The organism is Butyricicoccus sp. OF27-2pH9A, from assembly GCF_027693185.1.
GTDB classification, from domain to species: Bacteria; Bacillota; Clostridia; order Oscillospirales; family Butyricicoccaceae; genus Agathobaculum; species Agathobaculum butyriciproducens.
Window position 1 is genome coordinate 299,176 of record NZ_JAQEXK010000001.1, and the last position, 15,692, is coordinate 314,867.

Genomic DNA, 15,692 nt, shown 5'->3' on the forward strand with positions numbered 1-15,692 from the left:
TTTACTCTCCCTTTCTAATTCGGCGCACAATGTCCTGCATAATCCCCTCGGGAACAAAATCGGCGACACCGCCGCCGTGTACCGCAATATCCTTCACGATCGAGGAAGAGAGGTACATATATTCCGCACTTGTCATCAAAAACACGGTATCCAGCTCAGGATTGAGCTTGCGGTTGGCAAGTGCCATTTGGAATTCGTATTCAAAATCCGAAACCGCACGCAGACCCTTTACGATGACGCATGCGTTTTTCTGCTTGGCGTAGTCTGCCAGCAGGCCGCCGAAGGATTCCACCTCGACGTTCGGCAGGTCAGCCGTTGTCCGCTTTAAGAATCCCACACGTTCCTCGGCGGAAAAAGCGGGTTTTTTGTTCTGGTTGTGCATTACCGCAACGATCAGCCGGTCAAACATGACCGACGCACGGCGGATGATATCCAGATGTCCCAGTGTAACAGGGTCAAAGCTGCCCGGATAAATCGCAATTTTCATTTATTTCATTCCGTTTCGCCACTCTGCCGCTGCAGAATGGTAATCATGGTAGCGCCGTAGCGGCGTTCCCGCACGACTGCGAAGCCGTGGGAGAATCTGTCCTCTACTGCACTTTCGCATATTATTATACCATTTACAGAGAGAATGTCAAACGTTTCTATCTGTTTCAGCGCATTTTCTAAGATCACGCCGCCGTACGGAGGATCCAGAAAGATCACGTCGTACCGTTCCCTGCCTGCTTTGGAAACAAATTCCGCTGCCTCCGTGCGGTGGAGCGCCGCCTTATCCTTCACACGCGCACTTTCGACGTTTTTGCTCACGATGCCGTAAGCTGCCTTGTTGTGCTCGACAAAATCGCAGTGAGCAGCGCCGCGCGAAAGCGCCTCAATGCCAAGCTGACCGGTGCCCGCAAACAGGTCGAGCACCTCGGCACCGCGCACATGATCCTGTATCAGATTGAATACGTTTTCTTTTACCCGATCGGTGGTCGGGCGGGTGTTCATGCCGGGCACGGGCTGCAATCTACAGCCCCGCGCAGTTCCGGATACAACTCTCATGGTAGCCTCCTGCTGAAATCTAACTGTTTGAAAATTAAGAATTAGTAGTTAGTAATTAGTAATTACCATATGATTTTATCTCTGCCGGGCGCACACTGTGTGCCCCTGCGATAAAGCCATAGGCTCAATACTGCCCGGCAGGGGTGAGCAGTGCTCGCTCACCACCAAGTCAAACCGTAACGCTAATAATTACTAATTACTCATTATGAAAAAATTCGTATACGCTCTGCGCGGCATTCCTCGGCAGAATTCTCGCCAGCTCCTGCTCGGACGCCTGCTTGATATTCTCAATGCTGCCGAAGTGCTTGAGCAGGTCGGTTCTGCGCTTATCGCCCACGCCGGGGATTTTATCCAGTGTGGAGCCGCGCACCTTTTTGCCGCCCAGCTTGCGGTTATACTCGATGGCGAACCGGTGGACCTCCTCCTGCATGCGGCCGATGAGCGCAAACAGCGCCGGAGTCGCCGAGATGCCGAACTCACGGCCGTCCGGCGCAACGAGGGCACGGGTACGGTGGCGGTCGTCCTTGACCATGCCGAAGCACGGAACCGACAGCCCGAACGAGTCGAGCACCTCCTTGCAGACGTGCACATGACCCAGACCGCCGTCGATCATGAACGCGTTCGGCAGCGGCGCAAACTTCTCGTCGCCGTCCACATAGCGCTGCACGCGGCGCGTGAGCATTTCGCGCATGGAGGCGTAGTCGTCCTGTCCGTTGGCGGCACACGCAATCTTAAACTTGCGGTAATCGCTCTTTTTCGGCTGACCCTCGACAAACACGATCATCGAGCCGACCGTATCCTGTCCGGCGAAGTTGGAAATGTCGTAGGCTTCCAGCCGAAGCGGCAATGCCGCCATTCCGGTGACATTCTGCAGCAGTTCAAGCGATTTATGCCGTCTCTCAGACTGCTTCTCTCTGCGTTCGATCTCCTCAAAGGCGTTTTTCTCCGCGAGGCGGGTCAGCACCCGGCGTTCGCCGCGCTGCGGCACGGCCAGCTCAACCTTGCGCTCTGCGATGGATGAAAGGTACTCGCCCACGGCGTCCTGCTCCTCGATTTCATGCGAGAGCAAAACGGTTTTCGCCACTGCATTGCGCTGCGCGTAATACTGCTTGATGAACGAGGAAAGCACCTCGGCAGGGTCGCTCTCGGTGACGTGGAAGAACGTGTATTCCTTATCCTGCAGCGTGCCGACGCTGTAATGCAGCACGCAGACGCACGCGCGGGTCTGTCCCTGCACAAAGGCGATAACGTCCAGCTCTGCGAACGCACCGGCAACCACATGCTGCTTGGTGCCCAGCTTCTGGATGGCACGCAGGCGGTCACGCAGGACGGCGGCACGCTCAAACTGCAGTTCCTCGGCGGCTTCGTTCATCTTCTCGGTGAGTTCACGCTCGAGCTTTTTTGCGTCGCCCTCGAACAGCGAGATCGCCTGTTCGATCAGCGCGTGATACTCCTCCGGACTGACCTTGCCGGTGCACGGCGCGCAGCAGCGGCCGAGGTGCAGATTCAGGCACGGACGGTCCTTGCCGATGTCCCGCGGAAAGGAACGCGCACAGCTTTTGAGGTGCAGTGCTTCACCGATCGTATCAATCGCTCGTCTTGCCGCACCGCGGCCCATGTACGGACCGAAGTACCGCGCTCCGTCATGTGCAGGCTTGGAGACAATTTTGAAATCCGGGTAGGGCAGCGTGGTGTCCAGCCGCACATAGGGATAGCCTTTGTCGTCCTTGAGCAGAATGTTATACTTGGGCTTGTACTTCTTTATCATCGAGTTCTCGAGCACGAGCGCTTCAAACTCGCTGTCCGTGACGATGATATCGAAGTCGTCGATATGGCTGACCAGCTGGCGCGTCTTGGCGTTCAGCCGTTCGGGCGGCTGGAAGTAGTTGGACACGCGGTTCTTCAGCAGCTTGGCCTTGCCGACGTAAATCACCTTGCCGGTCTTATCCTTGTGCATGTAAACGCCAGGCTGCATGGGCAGCTTGCGCACGCGCTCCTTCAGCTGTTCTCTTGTCATGCGAACTGCCCTCCTTCCCTCAATCGTCATTTGCAAAAATAAAAGCGCCGATCAAAACAACCGGCGCTTTTCCCTCAGGACGCGATAACTTAGTCAGTAAAATTGGATGTGATAAGCTCAACCAGTGCGGAAACAGCCTCTTCCTCATCCGGGCCATCAGCGATCAGGTTGATGGTAGTGCCCTTGGTGATACCCAGGGACAGAATGCCGAGCAGGCTCTTTGCGTTTACGCGGCGCTCTTCCTTCTCTACCAGGATGGTAGACTTGAACTCATTTGCCTTCTGAATGAAAAAAGTTGCCGGGCGGGCATATAAGCCTACCTGATTGGTAACCTGTACCTCTTTTGAATACATATCTGCATCGCTCCTATTTCTTCAAATCCGTTGTATATAGTCTATCGCTTTTTTGCATTTTCGTCAAGGACTATTTCCAGATGTGCCCTTTGCTTTTTAAATGAATTTTTCAAAAAACGTACTGATTTATAGGGCATTATGCCCTATTCGCCGGTTTCCGATTCCTAAAACAGGTATTTTTAGGGCAATACCACATAATTCATTAAAAGAAATCTATGCGTAAACTGTGCAGGATTGCCTCAGCGCAATTCGACGATCGTTACGCCCTGCTCTCCTTCGCCGTAAACACCGCTGCGGACGCTCTTGACGCGCTTGTTTTTCCGCAGATGCTGCTGCACAGCCGTGCGGAGCACGCCGGTTCCCTTGCCGTGGATGACCGTGACAGACGGCAGTCCGGCCATGATGGCGCGCGACAGGAAGTTGTCCACCTCAAAGAGAGCCTCCTCGGCGCTCATACCGCGCACATCGACTTCGCTTTCCGCCGAGCGGATGTTAAGTTCGCGTCTCGGCGCATCTCTTCTCGGCTGCGGCTTGGGCTTAGGCGCGTTCTTCTTCTCCTCCACGAGGCGCAGCTCGTTCTCCTTGACCGTCATCTTCATCGGACCGGCCTGCACCTGCACGCTGCCGTCCCTATCCGCCGGAGCGAGCACGGTCGCAATGACGCCGCCGACGTTGAGCAGGCGCACACGGTCGCCCTTCTGCACCGAACGAACCTCGTCAGCCTCGACAACGCGCTTCTGAATACCGCGGCGCTGTTCGTTCTCGGTCTGGGTGATGACACCGCGCAGCGCCGCCTTGGCTGCCGCAAGGTTCTGGTCGGCGTTCTTCTTCTGTGCCTTCTTTTTGAGCGTTTCCAGCTCGTCAAACACGGTTTCCGCCGTCATGCGGGCATTTTTGAGGATGTTGTCTGCCTGTCCGCGGGCGCTCTCCATCATCTTGTCCACACGATCCTCGGCGGCATCGCGCTCGGCACGCATCTTGTCGCGCTCGGACTGCGCGGCAGAGCGCATGCGCTGCGCTTCTTCCTTCATCTGCTCGACACGGCGGCGTTCGCGCTCAAGCTCCGCCAGAACGTCCTCAAAACGGGCGTCCTCAGTGGAGACCTGCTCCTTCGCCCGCTCGATGATGGTCGGCTGCAGACCCAGACGAGCCGCAATCGCGAACGCATTCGACTTGCCCGGAATACCGGTCAGCAAACGGTAGGTCGGCTGCAGGGATTTGACGTCAAACTCGCAGGAGGCGTTCTCTACACCGTCCGTGGTCAGCGCAAAGGTTTTCAGCTCGGCGTAGTGCGTGGTCGCGGCAACGCACGCGCCCATCTGGCGGGCATAGCCGATGACGGCAACCGCCAGTGCCGCGCCCTCGACCGGGTCGGTACCGGCACCCAATTCGTCGAACAGCACGAGGTCGCCCTGCCCGCAGCAGTCCATGATGGACACGATGGTCTTCATGTGCGCAGAGAACGTGGACAGGCTCTGCTCGATGCTCTGCTCGTCACCGATATCGGCGTAAACATGCTCAAACAGGCCGATTTCCGACTGTTCGTTCGCCGGGATATGCAGGCCGCTTGCCGCCATGAGCGACAGCAGGCCGAGCGTTTTGAGCGAAACCGTCTTGCCGCCGGTGTTCGGGCCGGTGACGACGAGCGTGTCGTAATCATAGCCGATGGCGATGTCAATCGGCACCGCCTTGTCCTTATCCAGCAGCGGATGACGCGCACGGAGCAGCTTGCAGCGGCTGCCGTCCTCGACCAGTACGGGCGCACAGGCGTTCATGTCGAACGACAGCTTGGCACGCGCAAAGATAAAGTCCAGCGTGGTCAGCGCATCGTAGTCCTGCTCGATGGCGCCCTTGTACATGGACACGCGCGACGACAGTTCCGCGAGAATGCGCTCGATCTCGTTTTCCTCGCGGCCCTCGAGCACCTTAATCTGGTTGTTGATTTCCACGACCTGCTGCGGCTCGACGAACACGGTTGCACCAGTGGACGAGGTATCGTGCACCAGACCGGGCACATCGCCGCGGTGCTCCACCTTGACCGGCACAACGAAGCGACCGTTTCTCTGGGTGATGATATTCTCCTGCAGGTACTTGGAGCGCTCGCCCGAGATCATGCGGTTGAGCGTTTCGCGCACCTTGCCGGACACGCGGCGCAGTTCTCGGCGGATGCTCAGCAGCTCGGGAGACGCGCCGTCTGCGATCTCCTCCTCGGAGATGATGGCGGTCGTGATAGATTCCTCCAGATCACGGTTGCCGGAGAGCAGACCGAAAATCGGCGTGAGCGTGGTCTTGGTTTCGTGCTCGGCATCGTACAGCAGAGCACGGCGCGCGGTCTGCAGCAGACTTGCCACCGCCAGCAGCTCGCGCGGGTTGAGCGTGCCGCCGCGATCCGCGCGGGACAGGATCGCGCCTACCTCTCGGATGCCGCCAAAGGCAGGACTGCCCTGACGAACCATCAGGTCCTTCGCGTCCGTGGTCTGCTGCAGCCACAGCTCGGCCTGCTCGTGGTCGTCCAGCGGACGAAGTGCACGGCATTTCTCCTTTGCCGCCTGGGATGCCGCCTGTCCGGCCAGTTTTTCCAGTATTTCGTAGTATTCCAGTGTTTTAAGGGATTTTTCGCCTAATTTGTTCATTTCAAACTCCCGTAAAATCTTCTTGTTATTTATTTGCTTTCGCAGGGTGCGCCGAGGTCGTCGCACCCTGCGATATAGCTGTGCATTATCTTATAACTGCGTTTACCCCATCCAAACCAGCACCGCCATGACCGCCAGCGACACGATGACAAGCACCATATTGCCGCGCCAGATGCGCAGCAGTGCTGCACCGGTCTCGCCGCTTTCCTCGGCAACGTACTGCCACTGCTTGCTTCGCATCCAGGTTCTTCCGAACACGATAAAGCCGAACTCGGCGGCAATGCGCTGATAGTCCTCATTCGGCAGATTGGCCCTGCAGTCGTTCAGGAAGCACCGTCCCAGCCACAGCATATATCCGATGGCGCACAGTACACCAAGCGGCAGCACGAGCATCTTTGCGCTCGGTATGAGCCAGAACAAGGCGATCACACAGACGTCTGTAAGAATCAGGTTTTTGGTTACCTTCCACATAGAAACTGCTTTGCGATCCATACCGCTGCTCCTTTCTCGGGATAGGTTTGCATATCTGATGATAGATCGTGCAGGCTCATCACTTCTACACTCTTTTACACAGTTATTTTATCGGCACCTGTAGCGATTGATAAAACTGCAGACTTTCGAACCCGCGTCCGAGGTGGTACTTGACATATTCCTCCGCCATATTGCAGAACTGCTCTCTGGCGGGTCCGTTGAGCGCGAACGCATAGACCTTGTTCGGCTCGGCTGTCAGCACATGAAGCATCGCCCGCAGGGTACTGTCCACAAGCTGTGCATAACCGCCGACTCTCCCCGCGCACTTTGCGTCCGCGGCTGTGCCCGCCCGAACGGAAAAGCACACCGGCGGGTTCTCTATCACCTCGCCGCACACGCCGCACGAGGTTAAATCCGGTGCGTAGCCGCTCTCGGCCATAATGCGCCACTCGAACGCCGCCTTGACAAGCTCCGGGTCGCGTTTGCCGCCCTCGAGTGCGTATAGCGCGTACAGCAGCAGACGGCACAAGGCCGGATTGTCAAAATCCGGCACAGTCAGAGCGGTTGTCAGCTCGTTTAAGTAGCACGACAGCGCGTACTTCTCAATATCGCCTGCCAGCGCGAAGAATGAGTGCACAAGGTCGGCGTCTCTTAACGTGTACCTGCCGCCTCTGTCCGACAGAATGAACTCCGAGTAGCACAGCTGCCGTGCCGCCGGATTCTGCTTTTTGCCGCGCCGCGCGTTCTTGCACAGGATTTCAATCCTGCGGCCGTCCTCGGTCAATGCGGTCAGATAGCGGTCAAAGTCACCGAAATCCACCTCGCGCAGACCGAGTGCCCGCAGCTTGACCTCGGCCATTTACTGATCCTCGTAGCCGAAGTTGCGCATCTGGTACTGGTTGTTGCGCCAGCCCTCCTTGACCTTGACCCACAGCTCAAGGAATACCTTGGCATCCAGCATGCGCTCGATGTCCGCGCGCGCCTGCTGGCCGATTTCTTTCAGCATCGCGCCGCGCTTGCCGATGATAATGCCCTTGTGGCTGGCCTTCTCGCAGTAGATCACCGCGTTAATCTCCACCAGACCGTCCTCGCGCTCGTTCCAGCGCTCAATGCCGACGGCTACACCGTGCGGAACCTCGCGGTCAAGCAGGCGCAGCATCTTCTCGCGGATAATTTCAGCGACAAGCTGACGCTCCGGCTGATCGGATACCATGTCCTCCGGGAACAGCTGCGGGCCCTCGATGGCATACTTGTCGATTTCGGTGAGCAGCTCCTCTACGCCCTCGCCGGTGCGTGCCGAGATAGGCACAACCGCGTCGAACTCATGTGCTGCCGCGTAGGTCGCAATGACGGCCAGCAGTTCTTCCTTCTTGACGGTGTCGATCTTATTGATGACGAGGATCGCCGGCATGTGATGCTGCTTGATCTGTGCGATCAGGGTTTCCTCGGCGGGACCGATGTTCGGGATCGGCTCTACCACCAGAACGGCAACGTCCACCTCGGAAACCGTGTCCGTCACCACCTTGCACATGTAGTCGCCCAGACGCGAGCGCGGCTTGTGCAGACCCGGCGTGTCCAGCAGAACATACTGCGTTTCACCGCGGCTGAGTACGCCCATGATGCGCGTGCGCGTCGTCTGCGGCTTGCTGGATACGATGGCCACCTTCTGACCGACCAGCTTGTTTGTCAGCGTGGATTTGCCCACGTTCGGCCGTCCTACAACGGATACGACCGCAGTTTTGGTAATCTTGCTCATTATTTATCTCCAGTACAGTAATTGAGAATTGAGAATGGAAAATTGAAAATGTCGCAATCCTTGCGCGAGTTCCGTCCGCGCTGCGACGAGCTATTCTTGCGCGAGTTCCGTCCGCGCTGCGACGAGCTATTCTTGCGCGAGTTCCGTCCGCGCTGCGACGAGCTATCCTTGTGCGAATTCTCCATTATTATTGAATTCTTCCAAAGTGGAACACGAACCAGACAGCAATCGGCACGGTGACCACAACCGCCATGCCGAGCCACAGCCTATACCACAAGAATTTGATGGCTGCCGCAAGCACGCCGTTTCCGATAAAGATACACGCGCCGACCGCGACGCACGCTGCCGCGCACACAAACACGCCTGCCGCCGCGATATCCTTCGCGTTGCGTACCATGCCGTCATACCCGCTCGCCTGCTTGTCGCACAGGCGCTCGATGGCGGTATTCAACAGCTCCGCGCCCATAGTAAGGCCGAAGCAGATACACAGGATGGCCGCTTCGGTCATGCTCACACCGCCGAACACGCCGAACAGGATGACGTAGAACGCCGCCGTCATGTGCACGCGGAAGTTGCGCTCGTCATGGATACACAGCCGCAGGCCGCGGAAAGCGTGCAAAAAGCTCTCGCTCAGTTTTCGGATATTCTTTTTCATGGCTCAGTCCCGCGTCAGTCCGAGGAACGCAAGGTTGTCCTCTTCCTTGCTGCGCATCAGGCGGGTGTCCTCGTCATTGCGCTCGTGGTCGTAGCCGAGCAGGTGCAGCACGGAATGCGTGGTCAGGTAGCCGCACTCTCTTGCAGGCGAGTGCCCGAACTGCTCCGCCTGCTCGCAGGCGCGCGTGTAGCACAGGATCATATCACCGAGCATGACACAGCCGGAGTCCGGTTCGGCCTCCAGCTCCTCCTGCGGCTCGCCGTTGAGGAACTCGTACATCGGGAACGAAAGAACGTCGGTCACGGCGTCCTTATTTCGGTATTCGGCGTTCATTTCGCGGATGGCGTCGGCATCGACAACGGTAACGTCGATTTCGGCGTCAAAGTCCACCTGCTCACTCTTCAGCACACGCTCCGCGCAGGTGCGGATCAGCTCACGCACGCTGTTTTCGTCTGCTACCTCGGTCTCAAAGCCAATATTGATCTGATGATTCATCATTTTCCCTCCTTGCGGCGGGTCGGAAGGCGCTTTCCTGCCGGTTTTGCGGCAGGCTTGCCCTTGCCCTTTTTGTTTTCGTACTCTGCATACGCCTTGACGATGCGCTGCACCAGCTCATGGCGCACAACGTCCTTTTCGGTCAGGAAGCACTGGGCGATGCCCTCTACGCCGTCCAGCACGCGCAGCGCCTCGCGCAGACCGGACTGCTTGCCGTCCGGCAGGTCGATCTGGGTAATATCGCCCGTAATGACTGCCTTGGAGCCGAAGCCCAGTCGGGTGAGGAACATTTTCATCTGCTCGGGCGTGGTGTTCTGCGCCTCATCGAGAATGATGAAGCTGTCGTCGAGCGTGCGTCCGCGCATATACGCGAGCGGGGCAACCTCGATGGAGCCGCGCTCCTGATACTTGGTGAAGTTTTCCGCACCGAGCATGTCAAACAGACCGTCGTACAGCGGGCGCAGATACGGGTCTACCTTGCTCTGCAGGTCGCCGGGCAGAAAGCCCAGCTTCTCGCCCGCCTCGACCGCCGGACGGGTCAGGATGATGCGGGAGACCTGCTTGTCCCGAAAGGCCGCAACCGCCGCCGCAACCGCAAGATAGGTCTTGCCGGTACCGGCAGGGCCAACGCCCATGACGATGGTGTTCTTGCGGATGGCCTCCATGTATTTCTTCTGGCCGAGCGTTTTCGCCTTGACCGGCTTGCCCTTTGCTGTGATGCACAGCACATCGCGGCTCATCGTGTGGACCTCGCTCTCGCGGCCGTCCTTCGCCAGACCGATGACGTACTGCACGGTCTGTGTGCCGATGGATTCTCCTCGGCCTGCCATCGCCAGCAGCGCCGTAATCGCGCGTGCAGCGATGGACACGCCTTCGTCCTCGCCGGTGATTTTCAGCTCGGCTCCGCGGCTGATGACCGAGACGTTCAGTTCCCGCTCGATCTGCTTGATGTTTTCGTCAAATGCACCGAATACTGCCATCAGCAGTTCGGTTTGTTCGATTTGCATTACCTGTTCTATGGTTACACCCTCTTATGTTTAATTAGTAATTAGGAATTATTGTTTGATATAGCTCTGCTCTAAGTCGCAGCCCCGGCGGTCATCATATCCGCACTCCTTACAGAAGAAGTGTAGGTAAGTGTGGGTAAGTGTGGGTGGTATGCTAAAATTATTTGTATATACCTACACTTCCCTACGCTTCCCCACACTTATTTAACCGGTATATCTTTACCGTAGGGCGGGGCGCACCCCAGTGCGGCTTCTCTTGCCCTTACCCCGCCGTGTAACAACTAACACCACGTTTACAACAACGGTTATAATGCGCCCACGCAACGTAAAATCACATATTTTTCCGATTATGAATCCAGAAACCCACCGCAAAACACAGCCACACCACCGAAACCGCCAGCGGCAGAAGCATTGCGGCAAATGCGGAAGCCATGAAATTCGTCACGCCGAAAAACGGCACGAGGAACACACTAAACGGCAGCAGCACCGAATTTGCCGGAAGGATATCCACCGTCATAAGCAAACCGGCTGCCGCACCAATCGCAATCAGCGCCGATGCAATCGTCAGCAGACACATTGCGGTATTGTGTTTCCGCCATGCGCACACCAGTAGCGATATCAGCACGATAAACACCGCGCTGACGCAGAATTTGCCTGCACTCGCGGAACCGCCGTGAAGCCAGTCCGAGCCGTTTACGGCAAATGCTGCTGCGGTGCTCAGTCCTGCGAGAATCGTCGCGGGTTTACGGTTCATAGGCGTCTCCTTTTCTGTCTCTACGGCACCTGCTCCATCTCCGCATTTTCCTCCGGAACGGTACTGTCATCCACGGCCTCGGTGCCGATCTGCTCCTCGGCGTGGACGGTGAGGTACAGCACTGCCGCGCCGTTCTGCTCGGTGAGCGTTTCGCTGTGGCTCGTCACCATGCCGTCGATATCCGCGGCGGTCTCGCCCAGTGCGCGCGAGAGCATATCCACCCGCACGTCCTCGGCGGTGCGCGTCGTCGGCTCCCGCTCGTAGAATGTATACGTTTGTGTGACCAGCGCCACCGGCAGCACCACGCTGTCCGACAGCCAAAAATGTCTGGTCGTTATTATTTTATCACAAGTACCCCCTGCAATTCCACTGCCAATATAGAAATTTAACCGTTTATTTCCCATCACCAGTGCATATTGATGACGAATTTTACCCGTATACCGCTTTCTCTGCTCGGTGAGCGGCCGCGCTGCCCGAACCGTATGCGTGGTGTACGCCTGTACGGTGCCGTGCGCATGCGCTGTGCGGTACTTTCCGCCTTCGCGTGTCGGCTCCACCAGACCGCTGATGAGCGTATCACCGGTCTGCACGGCATCTCCTGCCTGCACCATTGGCTGTCCCTCGAGCGCACGCACCTGCGTTACCACACCGTCCCGCGTGGCCACCACCTTGGTGACCGCGTGCTCGTCCAGTACCTCCGGCGGGTCGGTACTGCCGTAGGCGACCACGGTCAGGCTGTTGCCCCGCAGATTGAGCGAAAAAAACGTGATATTCGGCTGCAGCTGCATCATCTTCCACCGTATCTGACGGGTGTTCAGCTTCTTGATGGGCATGCCGATATGCACCCCCATTTCGCTCAGCTGCTGCATGACAGCCATCTCATCTATCGCCGGTGCGATCTCGGTCTGTATCGCCCATACATGCGTGCCGAGCAGCCAGCACAGCGCCGCGGCGAATACGGCTCCGCCCCAGAGCGCCGTACGCGGACGCAGACGCGCCGCAAGGAACGGCAGACCGCGTTTCCGGAGAATATGCACGCGGCATCCCGTGCGTCCCATGTGCCGCCTGAGCGTTCGGAAATCCCGGATGGACAGGGTTGCGTGCAGCTCATTCCATGCCGTGCGGTCCATCTGCCGCAGCGTGATACCCTGCGCCGCGCACAGGTTGAGAAACCGCGTCAGGCTTGCGCCTGTCACGCGCACGCGCACCTGCCCGCAAGCCAGCAGCCACAGCCGCCCGATCATTCGCGCTCCTCCTTCCTCACTCGGTCGTAATGTATTCCACCGACGAGATCACGCCGATCACCGCCAGTTCGTCCATGGAAAGCGCCGTCAGCTCCAGGTCTGCACCCAGAATGCGTACCTCGCACCCGCGGCATCTGACGCGCAGGATGCTGTCGTCGTATTCCTGTATGCCGCAGTGGTTCTCCACGATCACCCGGCTGTCTCCGAGGATTTCCACGCGCGGGCGGTTTGGGTGGAGGTCCTCCATGAGTTCGGCGTATAAGTTATCTTTCAGCATATCGCGCCACCTTCATATCGCATTTTACCTTCTCCGTAGGGCAGGTATAACGGTATATGTTATGTATCAGCGTACTGAAACTTTCCTGCTTCTCATACACTGTTCCGAGGTGACGCTATGAAGCTGTTCTTATCGCTGGCTCTTTTTGCCGCGTTTTTGCTTTGCCCGACTGCCTGCGCGGATGGTGTCCGCGAGGGGCTTTCTTTAGCCGCAGCGCAGGCTTTACCGGCTTTATTTCCGTTTTTCGTTGTCAGCGGACTGCTTGTCCGCTGTGATACCGCGCGGCTGTCGCCGCTGCTGGCGAAGCCGCTTGCCCGCTTATACGGCCTGCCGCCCGAGGCTGCGCCTGCTCTGGTGCTCGGACTCATCGGCGGGTATCCGGTCGGCGCCGCGACCGCGTGTGCGCTGCTCTCCGAGGGTGTGCTATCCCGCGAAGCGGCAGAGCGCGTGAACCGCTTCTGCAACTGCGCCAGTCCTGGCTTCTGCATCGGACTGGTAGGGCTCGGCGTGTTCGGCTCTGCGCAGGCAGGCGCGATGCTGTACGGGATACATATCGTTTCGGCACTGATCGTCGGATTGTTTTTCGCGCGTACCCCGTTATCTGCCTTGTCGCAGCGTATCCATAACCGGAACCGCACCTCATTCCCCTCGATTTTCTGCGCGTCCGTACAGCAGGCAGCATCCACGGCGCTGACGGTAACAGCATTTCTGACCATGTTTTCCATCCTGCTGCGGCTGCTTTCGCCGGTTTTTGCACTTTTTCCATACGGAAACGTACTGGACGGCATGATCGAGCTGACTAACGGCTTAGACGAGCTGGCCGTGCTGCCGCTGCCGCGCAGAGCGCGGCTGACGCTTGCGTCCTTCCTGCTGGGATTTGGCGGACTGGCTGTGCAGTTTCAGGTGCGCGCCCTCGCGGAAGCACACGATTTGCCGGTTCACGGCCTGTTTGCCGCAAAGCTGCTGCACGGTACGCTCGCAGCTGTGCTGACGGCTTTCCTGTTTTCCCTCTCGCCTGCCGTGCTGACGGTTTCCTCACCGGAGCTGACACCGATATCGGTACGGTTCCGGTATACGCTTGCTGTGCTGTTCGTTTCTGCTTTGTATCCAATTTGGGGGTGGAAAAAGCGCAGGAAATGATATATAATATTTTATATACGTCCTGTATTGACCGACACCACTCGACAGGACACTTTTACCACTGATTTTAACCGATTGGAGTGACCCTACGCATGAGGCTCAAAAAGCTGCTGCGAAAAAATATAGAACCGCGCTGTACCTACTGCGCGCACGGCTCTCCGCTGGCGGACGGCGAACGCATTGCCTGCCGCAAACGCGGTGTGGTAAACGGCACCGATCACTGCCGTTCCTTCCGCTACGATCCGCTGCGGCGCACCCCGCCCAAGCCGGCGGTTCTGCGCGGGCACTTCACCGATGCCGATTTTTCTTTAGGAGATACCGATGAAGAGCAATAATTTCAAAAACCGTCTTACCGCACTGGCGCTGTGCTTTACGCTGCTGCTCGGTGCGGCGCCGATCACCCGCGCCTATGCCGTAAATGACGAGAGCGATACCTCATCGAGCCAGTCGGATTCCGACAGCTCGGACACCTCGTCCACCGATTCGGGCAGCAAGGATTCCAAGGACACCAAGGACATGACCGCCGACAATGACAAGGATGTTATCGCAGCGGCAAGCGAAGCGCCGGCCGTAACGGCTACCGCCGCCCTGCTCATCAGCCCGGATTCCGACATGGTGCTGTATGAGAAAAATGCGGACAAAAAGCGTTATCCGGCGTCCACGACCAAAATTATGACCGCGCTGCTGACGCTTGAGAATGTCAAGGATCTGAACGAGACCGTCACGGCCGAACAGGGCGACTTCACCAAGGTTACAGCAGACAGCTCGAACGCAGACATCAAGGTCGGTGAGACCGTGCGCGTCATCGACCTGCTGTATGCGCTTATGCTGCCCTCCGCAAACGAGGCGGCGTACATGCTCGCGCGCCATGTCGGCGGCACGAGCGAGCACTTTGTGGACATGATGAACACCCGCGCTGAGGAGCTTGGCTGCACCGGAACGCATTTCTGCAACCCATGCGGCCTGCACGAAGAAGATCACTACACCACCGCCCGTGATCTGTACCTCATTGCCCGCGAGGCCATGAAGAACGACACGTTCACCAACATTATCGACACCGTGCAGTACCGCATGCCCAAGACCAACATGCACGAGGAACGCATCATCTTCACCACCAACCAGCTCATCTTCAGCTCGTTCAACCCGTGGTCATACCCGTACAACAAGGGCATCAAAACCGGACACACCTCGCAGGCGGGCAACTGCTTTGTCGGCTACGCGGAGTACGGCGATGCCAAGCTGTATTCGGTCGTGCTCGGCAGTGCCGCCTCGTCCAAGGAGTACCCGACGGTAGCGGCCAGCTTCACGGATACCAAATCGCTGTATCAGTGGGGCTTCACCCATTTTAAGACCAAGACCGTTGCGAAAAAGGGTGACACGCTCGCCCATGTCAAGGTAGACCTGTCCACGCAGACCGATCAGCTGGTGCTGACCGCAAAAAACGATCTGGTGGCGCTGCTCCCTGCCGATGTAGAGACCGATTCGCTGGAAGCGACACCCAATCTGCCGGAAGCCGTTGACGCGCCCATCAAGGCCGGTGATGTGGTCGGCAGCATGACATACAGCTACAACGGCACGTCCTACGGCACGGTCGAACTGGTCGCGCTCAGCGATGTGGAAATGAGCCGCGTACTCTATTACTCGGACAAGCTGAGCCATTTCTTCCAGAGCACCGTGTTCAAAATCGTGCTGATCGCAGCCGCAATCTTCATCGTGCTGTACATTCTGTTCAACATCACATTCGGCGGAATCCGGCGCCGCCGTCGCCGCAAGGCGATGCGCAAGCGCTACGATAACGATGATTATCCGCGCAGACACCGCCGATAAACAATCGCATACCGGCGGT

At 57.8% G+C, this 15,692-nt stretch carries 17 protein-coding genes; 3 read left to right on the forward strand and 14 right to left on the reverse strand.

What is annotated here, in order from left to right:
* Position 1: 1 nt before the first annotated feature.
* The 14 genes from coaD to PG722_RS01490 form a co-directional block, all read right to left on the reverse strand.
* The gene (gene coaD, locus PG722_RS01425) at positions 2-487 is read right to left on the reverse strand and encodes a pantetheine-phosphate adenylyltransferase (RefSeq protein WP_118760304.1); all 486 of its coding nucleotides are present in this window, start codon (positions 485-487) and stop codon (positions 2-4) included.
* Between the two features lie 5 nt (positions 488-492).
* A complete protein-coding gene (gene rsmD / locus PG722_RS01430; RefSeq protein WP_442867812.1) occupies positions 493-1,044 on the reverse strand; it encodes a 16S rRNA (guanine(966)-N(2))-methyltransferase RsmD in 552 nt (183 codons plus the stop codon).
* A 196-nt stretch (positions 1,045-1,240) separates the two neighbouring features.
* A complete protein-coding gene (gene uvrC, locus PG722_RS01435) occupies positions 1,241-3,061 on the reverse strand; it encodes an excinuclease ABC subunit UvrC (RefSeq protein ID WP_110436327.1) in 1,821 nt (606 codons plus the stop codon).
* A gap of 89 nt (positions 3,062-3,150) precedes the next feature.
* A complete protein-coding gene (locus PG722_RS01440; RefSeq protein ID WP_107632189.1) occupies positions 3,151-3,414 on the reverse strand; it encodes an HPr family phosphocarrier protein in 264 nt (87 codons plus the stop codon).
* Between the two features lie 239 nt (positions 3,415-3,653).
* The gene (locus PG722_RS01445; RefSeq protein WP_270579434.1) at positions 3,654-6,047 is read right to left on the reverse strand and encodes an endonuclease MutS2; all 2,394 of its coding nucleotides are present in this window, start codon (positions 6,045-6,047) and stop codon (positions 3,654-3,656) included.
* A 102-nt stretch (positions 6,048-6,149) separates the two neighbouring features.
* Positions 6,150-6,539 (reverse strand): hypothetical protein, encoded by a 390-nt coding sequence (locus PG722_RS01450; RefSeq protein WP_270579436.1) that lies wholly within the window; start codon positions 6,537-6,539, stop codon positions 6,150-6,152.
* 82 nt (positions 6,540-6,621) lie between these two features.
* Positions 6,622-7,377 (reverse strand): DNA repair protein RecO, encoded by a 756-nt coding sequence (recO, locus tag PG722_RS01455; protein WP_270579437.1) that lies wholly within the window; start codon positions 7,375-7,377, stop codon positions 6,622-6,624.
* Entirely contained in the window at positions 7,378-8,274 is an 897-nt protein-coding gene (era, locus tag PG722_RS01460; protein ID WP_270579438.1) for a GTPase Era, read from the reverse strand.
* A 187-nt stretch (positions 8,275-8,461) separates the two neighbouring features.
* The gene (locus PG722_RS01465) at positions 8,462-8,929 is read right to left on the reverse strand and encodes a diacylglycerol kinase family protein (protein ID WP_118285623.1); all 468 of its coding nucleotides are present in this window, start codon (positions 8,927-8,929) and stop codon (positions 8,462-8,464) included.
* Positions 8,930-8,932: 3 nt separating this feature from the next.
* Positions 8,933-9,424 carry an rRNA maturation RNase YbeY gene (gene ybeY, locus PG722_RS01470; RefSeq protein ID WP_118760296.1) on the reverse strand — a complete coding sequence of 164 codons (492 nt, stop codon included), beginning with the start codon at positions 9,422-9,424 and terminating at the stop codon, positions 8,933-8,935.
* Entirely contained in the window at positions 9,424-10,431 is a 1,008-nt protein-coding gene (locus tag PG722_RS01475; protein ID WP_270579439.1) for a PhoH family protein, read from the reverse strand. The genes ybeY and PG722_RS01475 overlap by 1 nt, the downstream gene beginning before the upstream one ends.
* A 331-nt stretch (positions 10,432-10,762) precedes the next feature.
* Complete coding sequence (locus PG722_RS01480) at positions 10,763-11,185, reverse strand: hypothetical protein (protein ID WP_270579440.1); 423 nt, start codon at positions 11,183-11,185, stop codon at positions 10,763-10,765.
* Between the two features lie 20 nt (positions 11,186-11,205).
* Entirely contained in the window at positions 11,206-12,429 is a 1,224-nt protein-coding gene (locus PG722_RS01485) for a sporulation protein YqfD (protein WP_118728992.1), read from the reverse strand.
* A gap of 16 nt (positions 12,430-12,445) precedes the next feature.
* Positions 12,446-12,706: a YabP/YqfC family sporulation protein gene (locus PG722_RS01490; protein WP_116705406.1), complete on the reverse strand. Its 261-nt coding sequence runs from the start codon at positions 12,704-12,706 to the stop codon at positions 12,446-12,448.
* 117 nt (positions 12,707-12,823) lie between these two features.
* Between PG722_RS01490 and PG722_RS01495 the strand changes: the two genes are divergently transcribed.
* From PG722_RS01495 to PG722_RS01505, 3 genes are all read left to right on the forward strand, one after another.
* Positions 12,824-13,846, forward strand: a complete 1,023-nt coding sequence (locus PG722_RS01495) for a sporulation protein (RefSeq protein WP_118728993.1) — start codon at positions 12,824-12,826, stop codon at positions 13,844-13,846.
* Between the two features lie 92 nt (positions 13,847-13,938).
* On the forward strand, positions 13,939-14,181 hold the full coding sequence (locus PG722_RS01500) for a hypothetical protein (protein ID WP_110436314.1): 243 nt from the start codon (positions 13,939-13,941) through the stop codon (positions 14,179-14,181).
* Positions 14,168-15,673, forward strand: a complete 1,506-nt coding sequence (locus PG722_RS01505) for a D-alanyl-D-alanine carboxypeptidase family protein (RefSeq protein WP_270579441.1) — start codon at positions 14,168-14,170, stop codon at positions 15,671-15,673. The genes PG722_RS01500 and PG722_RS01505 overlap by 14 nt, the downstream gene beginning before the upstream one ends.
* Positions 15,674-15,692 lie beyond the last annotated feature (19 nt).

Excerpts from the sequence above, each read along its gene's own strand:
- coaD (WP_118760304.1), bottom strand. The coding sequence starts at position 487 with ATGAAAATTGCGATTTATCCGGGCAGCTTTGACCCTGTTACACTGGGA.
- PG722_RS01500 (WP_110436314.1), top strand. The coding sequence starts at position 13,939 with ATGAGGCTCAAAAAGCTGCTGCGAAAAAATATAGAACCGCGCTGTACC.
- recO (WP_270579437.1), bottom strand. The coding sequence starts at position 7,377 with ATGGCCGAGGTCAAGCTGCGGGCACTCGGTCTGCGCGAGGTGGATTTC.
- ybeY (WP_118760296.1), bottom strand. The coding sequence starts at position 9,424 with ATGAATCATCAGATCAATATTGGCTTTGAGACCGAGGTAGCAGACGAA.
- rsmD (WP_442867812.1), bottom strand. The coding sequence starts at position 1,044 with ATGAGAGTTGTATCCGGAACTGCGCGGGGCTGTAGATTGCAGCCCGTG.
- PG722_RS01465 (WP_118285623.1), bottom strand. The coding sequence starts at position 8,929 with ATGAAAAAGAATATCCGAAAACTGAGCGAGAGCTTTTTGCACGCTTTC.
- PG722_RS01495 (WP_118728993.1), top strand. The coding sequence starts at position 12,824 with ATGAAGCTGTTCTTATCGCTGGCTCTTTTTGCCGCGTTTTTGCTTTGC.
- PG722_RS01445 (WP_270579434.1), bottom strand. The coding sequence starts at position 6,047 with ATGAACAAATTAGGCGAAAAATCCCTTAAAACACTGGAATACTACGAA.
- era (WP_270579438.1), bottom strand. The coding sequence starts at position 8,274 with ATGAGCAAGATTACCAAAACTGCGGTCGTATCCGTTGTAGGACGGCCG.
- PG722_RS01480 (WP_270579440.1), bottom strand. The coding sequence starts at position 11,185 with ATGAACCGTAAACCCGCGACGATTCTCGCAGGACTGAGCACCGCAGCA.
- PG722_RS01440 (WP_107632189.1), bottom strand. The coding sequence starts at position 3,414 with ATGTATTCAAAAGAGGTACAGGTTACCAATCAGGTAGGCTTATATGCC.
- PG722_RS01475 (WP_270579439.1), bottom strand. The coding sequence starts at position 10,431 with ATGCAAATCGAACAAACCGAACTGCTGATGGCAGTATTCGGTGCATTT.
- uvrC (WP_110436327.1), bottom strand. The coding sequence starts at position 3,061 with ATGACAAGAGAACAGCTGAAGGAGCGCGTGCGCAAGCTGCCCATGCAG.
- PG722_RS01505 (WP_270579441.1), top strand. The coding sequence starts at position 14,168 with ATGAAGAGCAATAATTTCAAAAACCGTCTTACCGCACTGGCGCTGTGC.
- PG722_RS01450 (WP_270579436.1), bottom strand. The coding sequence starts at position 6,539 with ATGGATCGCAAAGCAGTTTCTATGTGGAAGGTAACCAAAAACCTGATT.
- PG722_RS01490 (WP_116705406.1), bottom strand. The coding sequence starts at position 12,706 with ATGCTGAAAGATAACTTATACGCCGAACTCATGGAGGACCTCCACCCA.
- PG722_RS01485 (WP_118728992.1), bottom strand. The coding sequence starts at position 12,429 with ATGATCGGGCGGCTGTGGCTGCTGGCTTGCGGGCAGGTGCGCGTGCGC.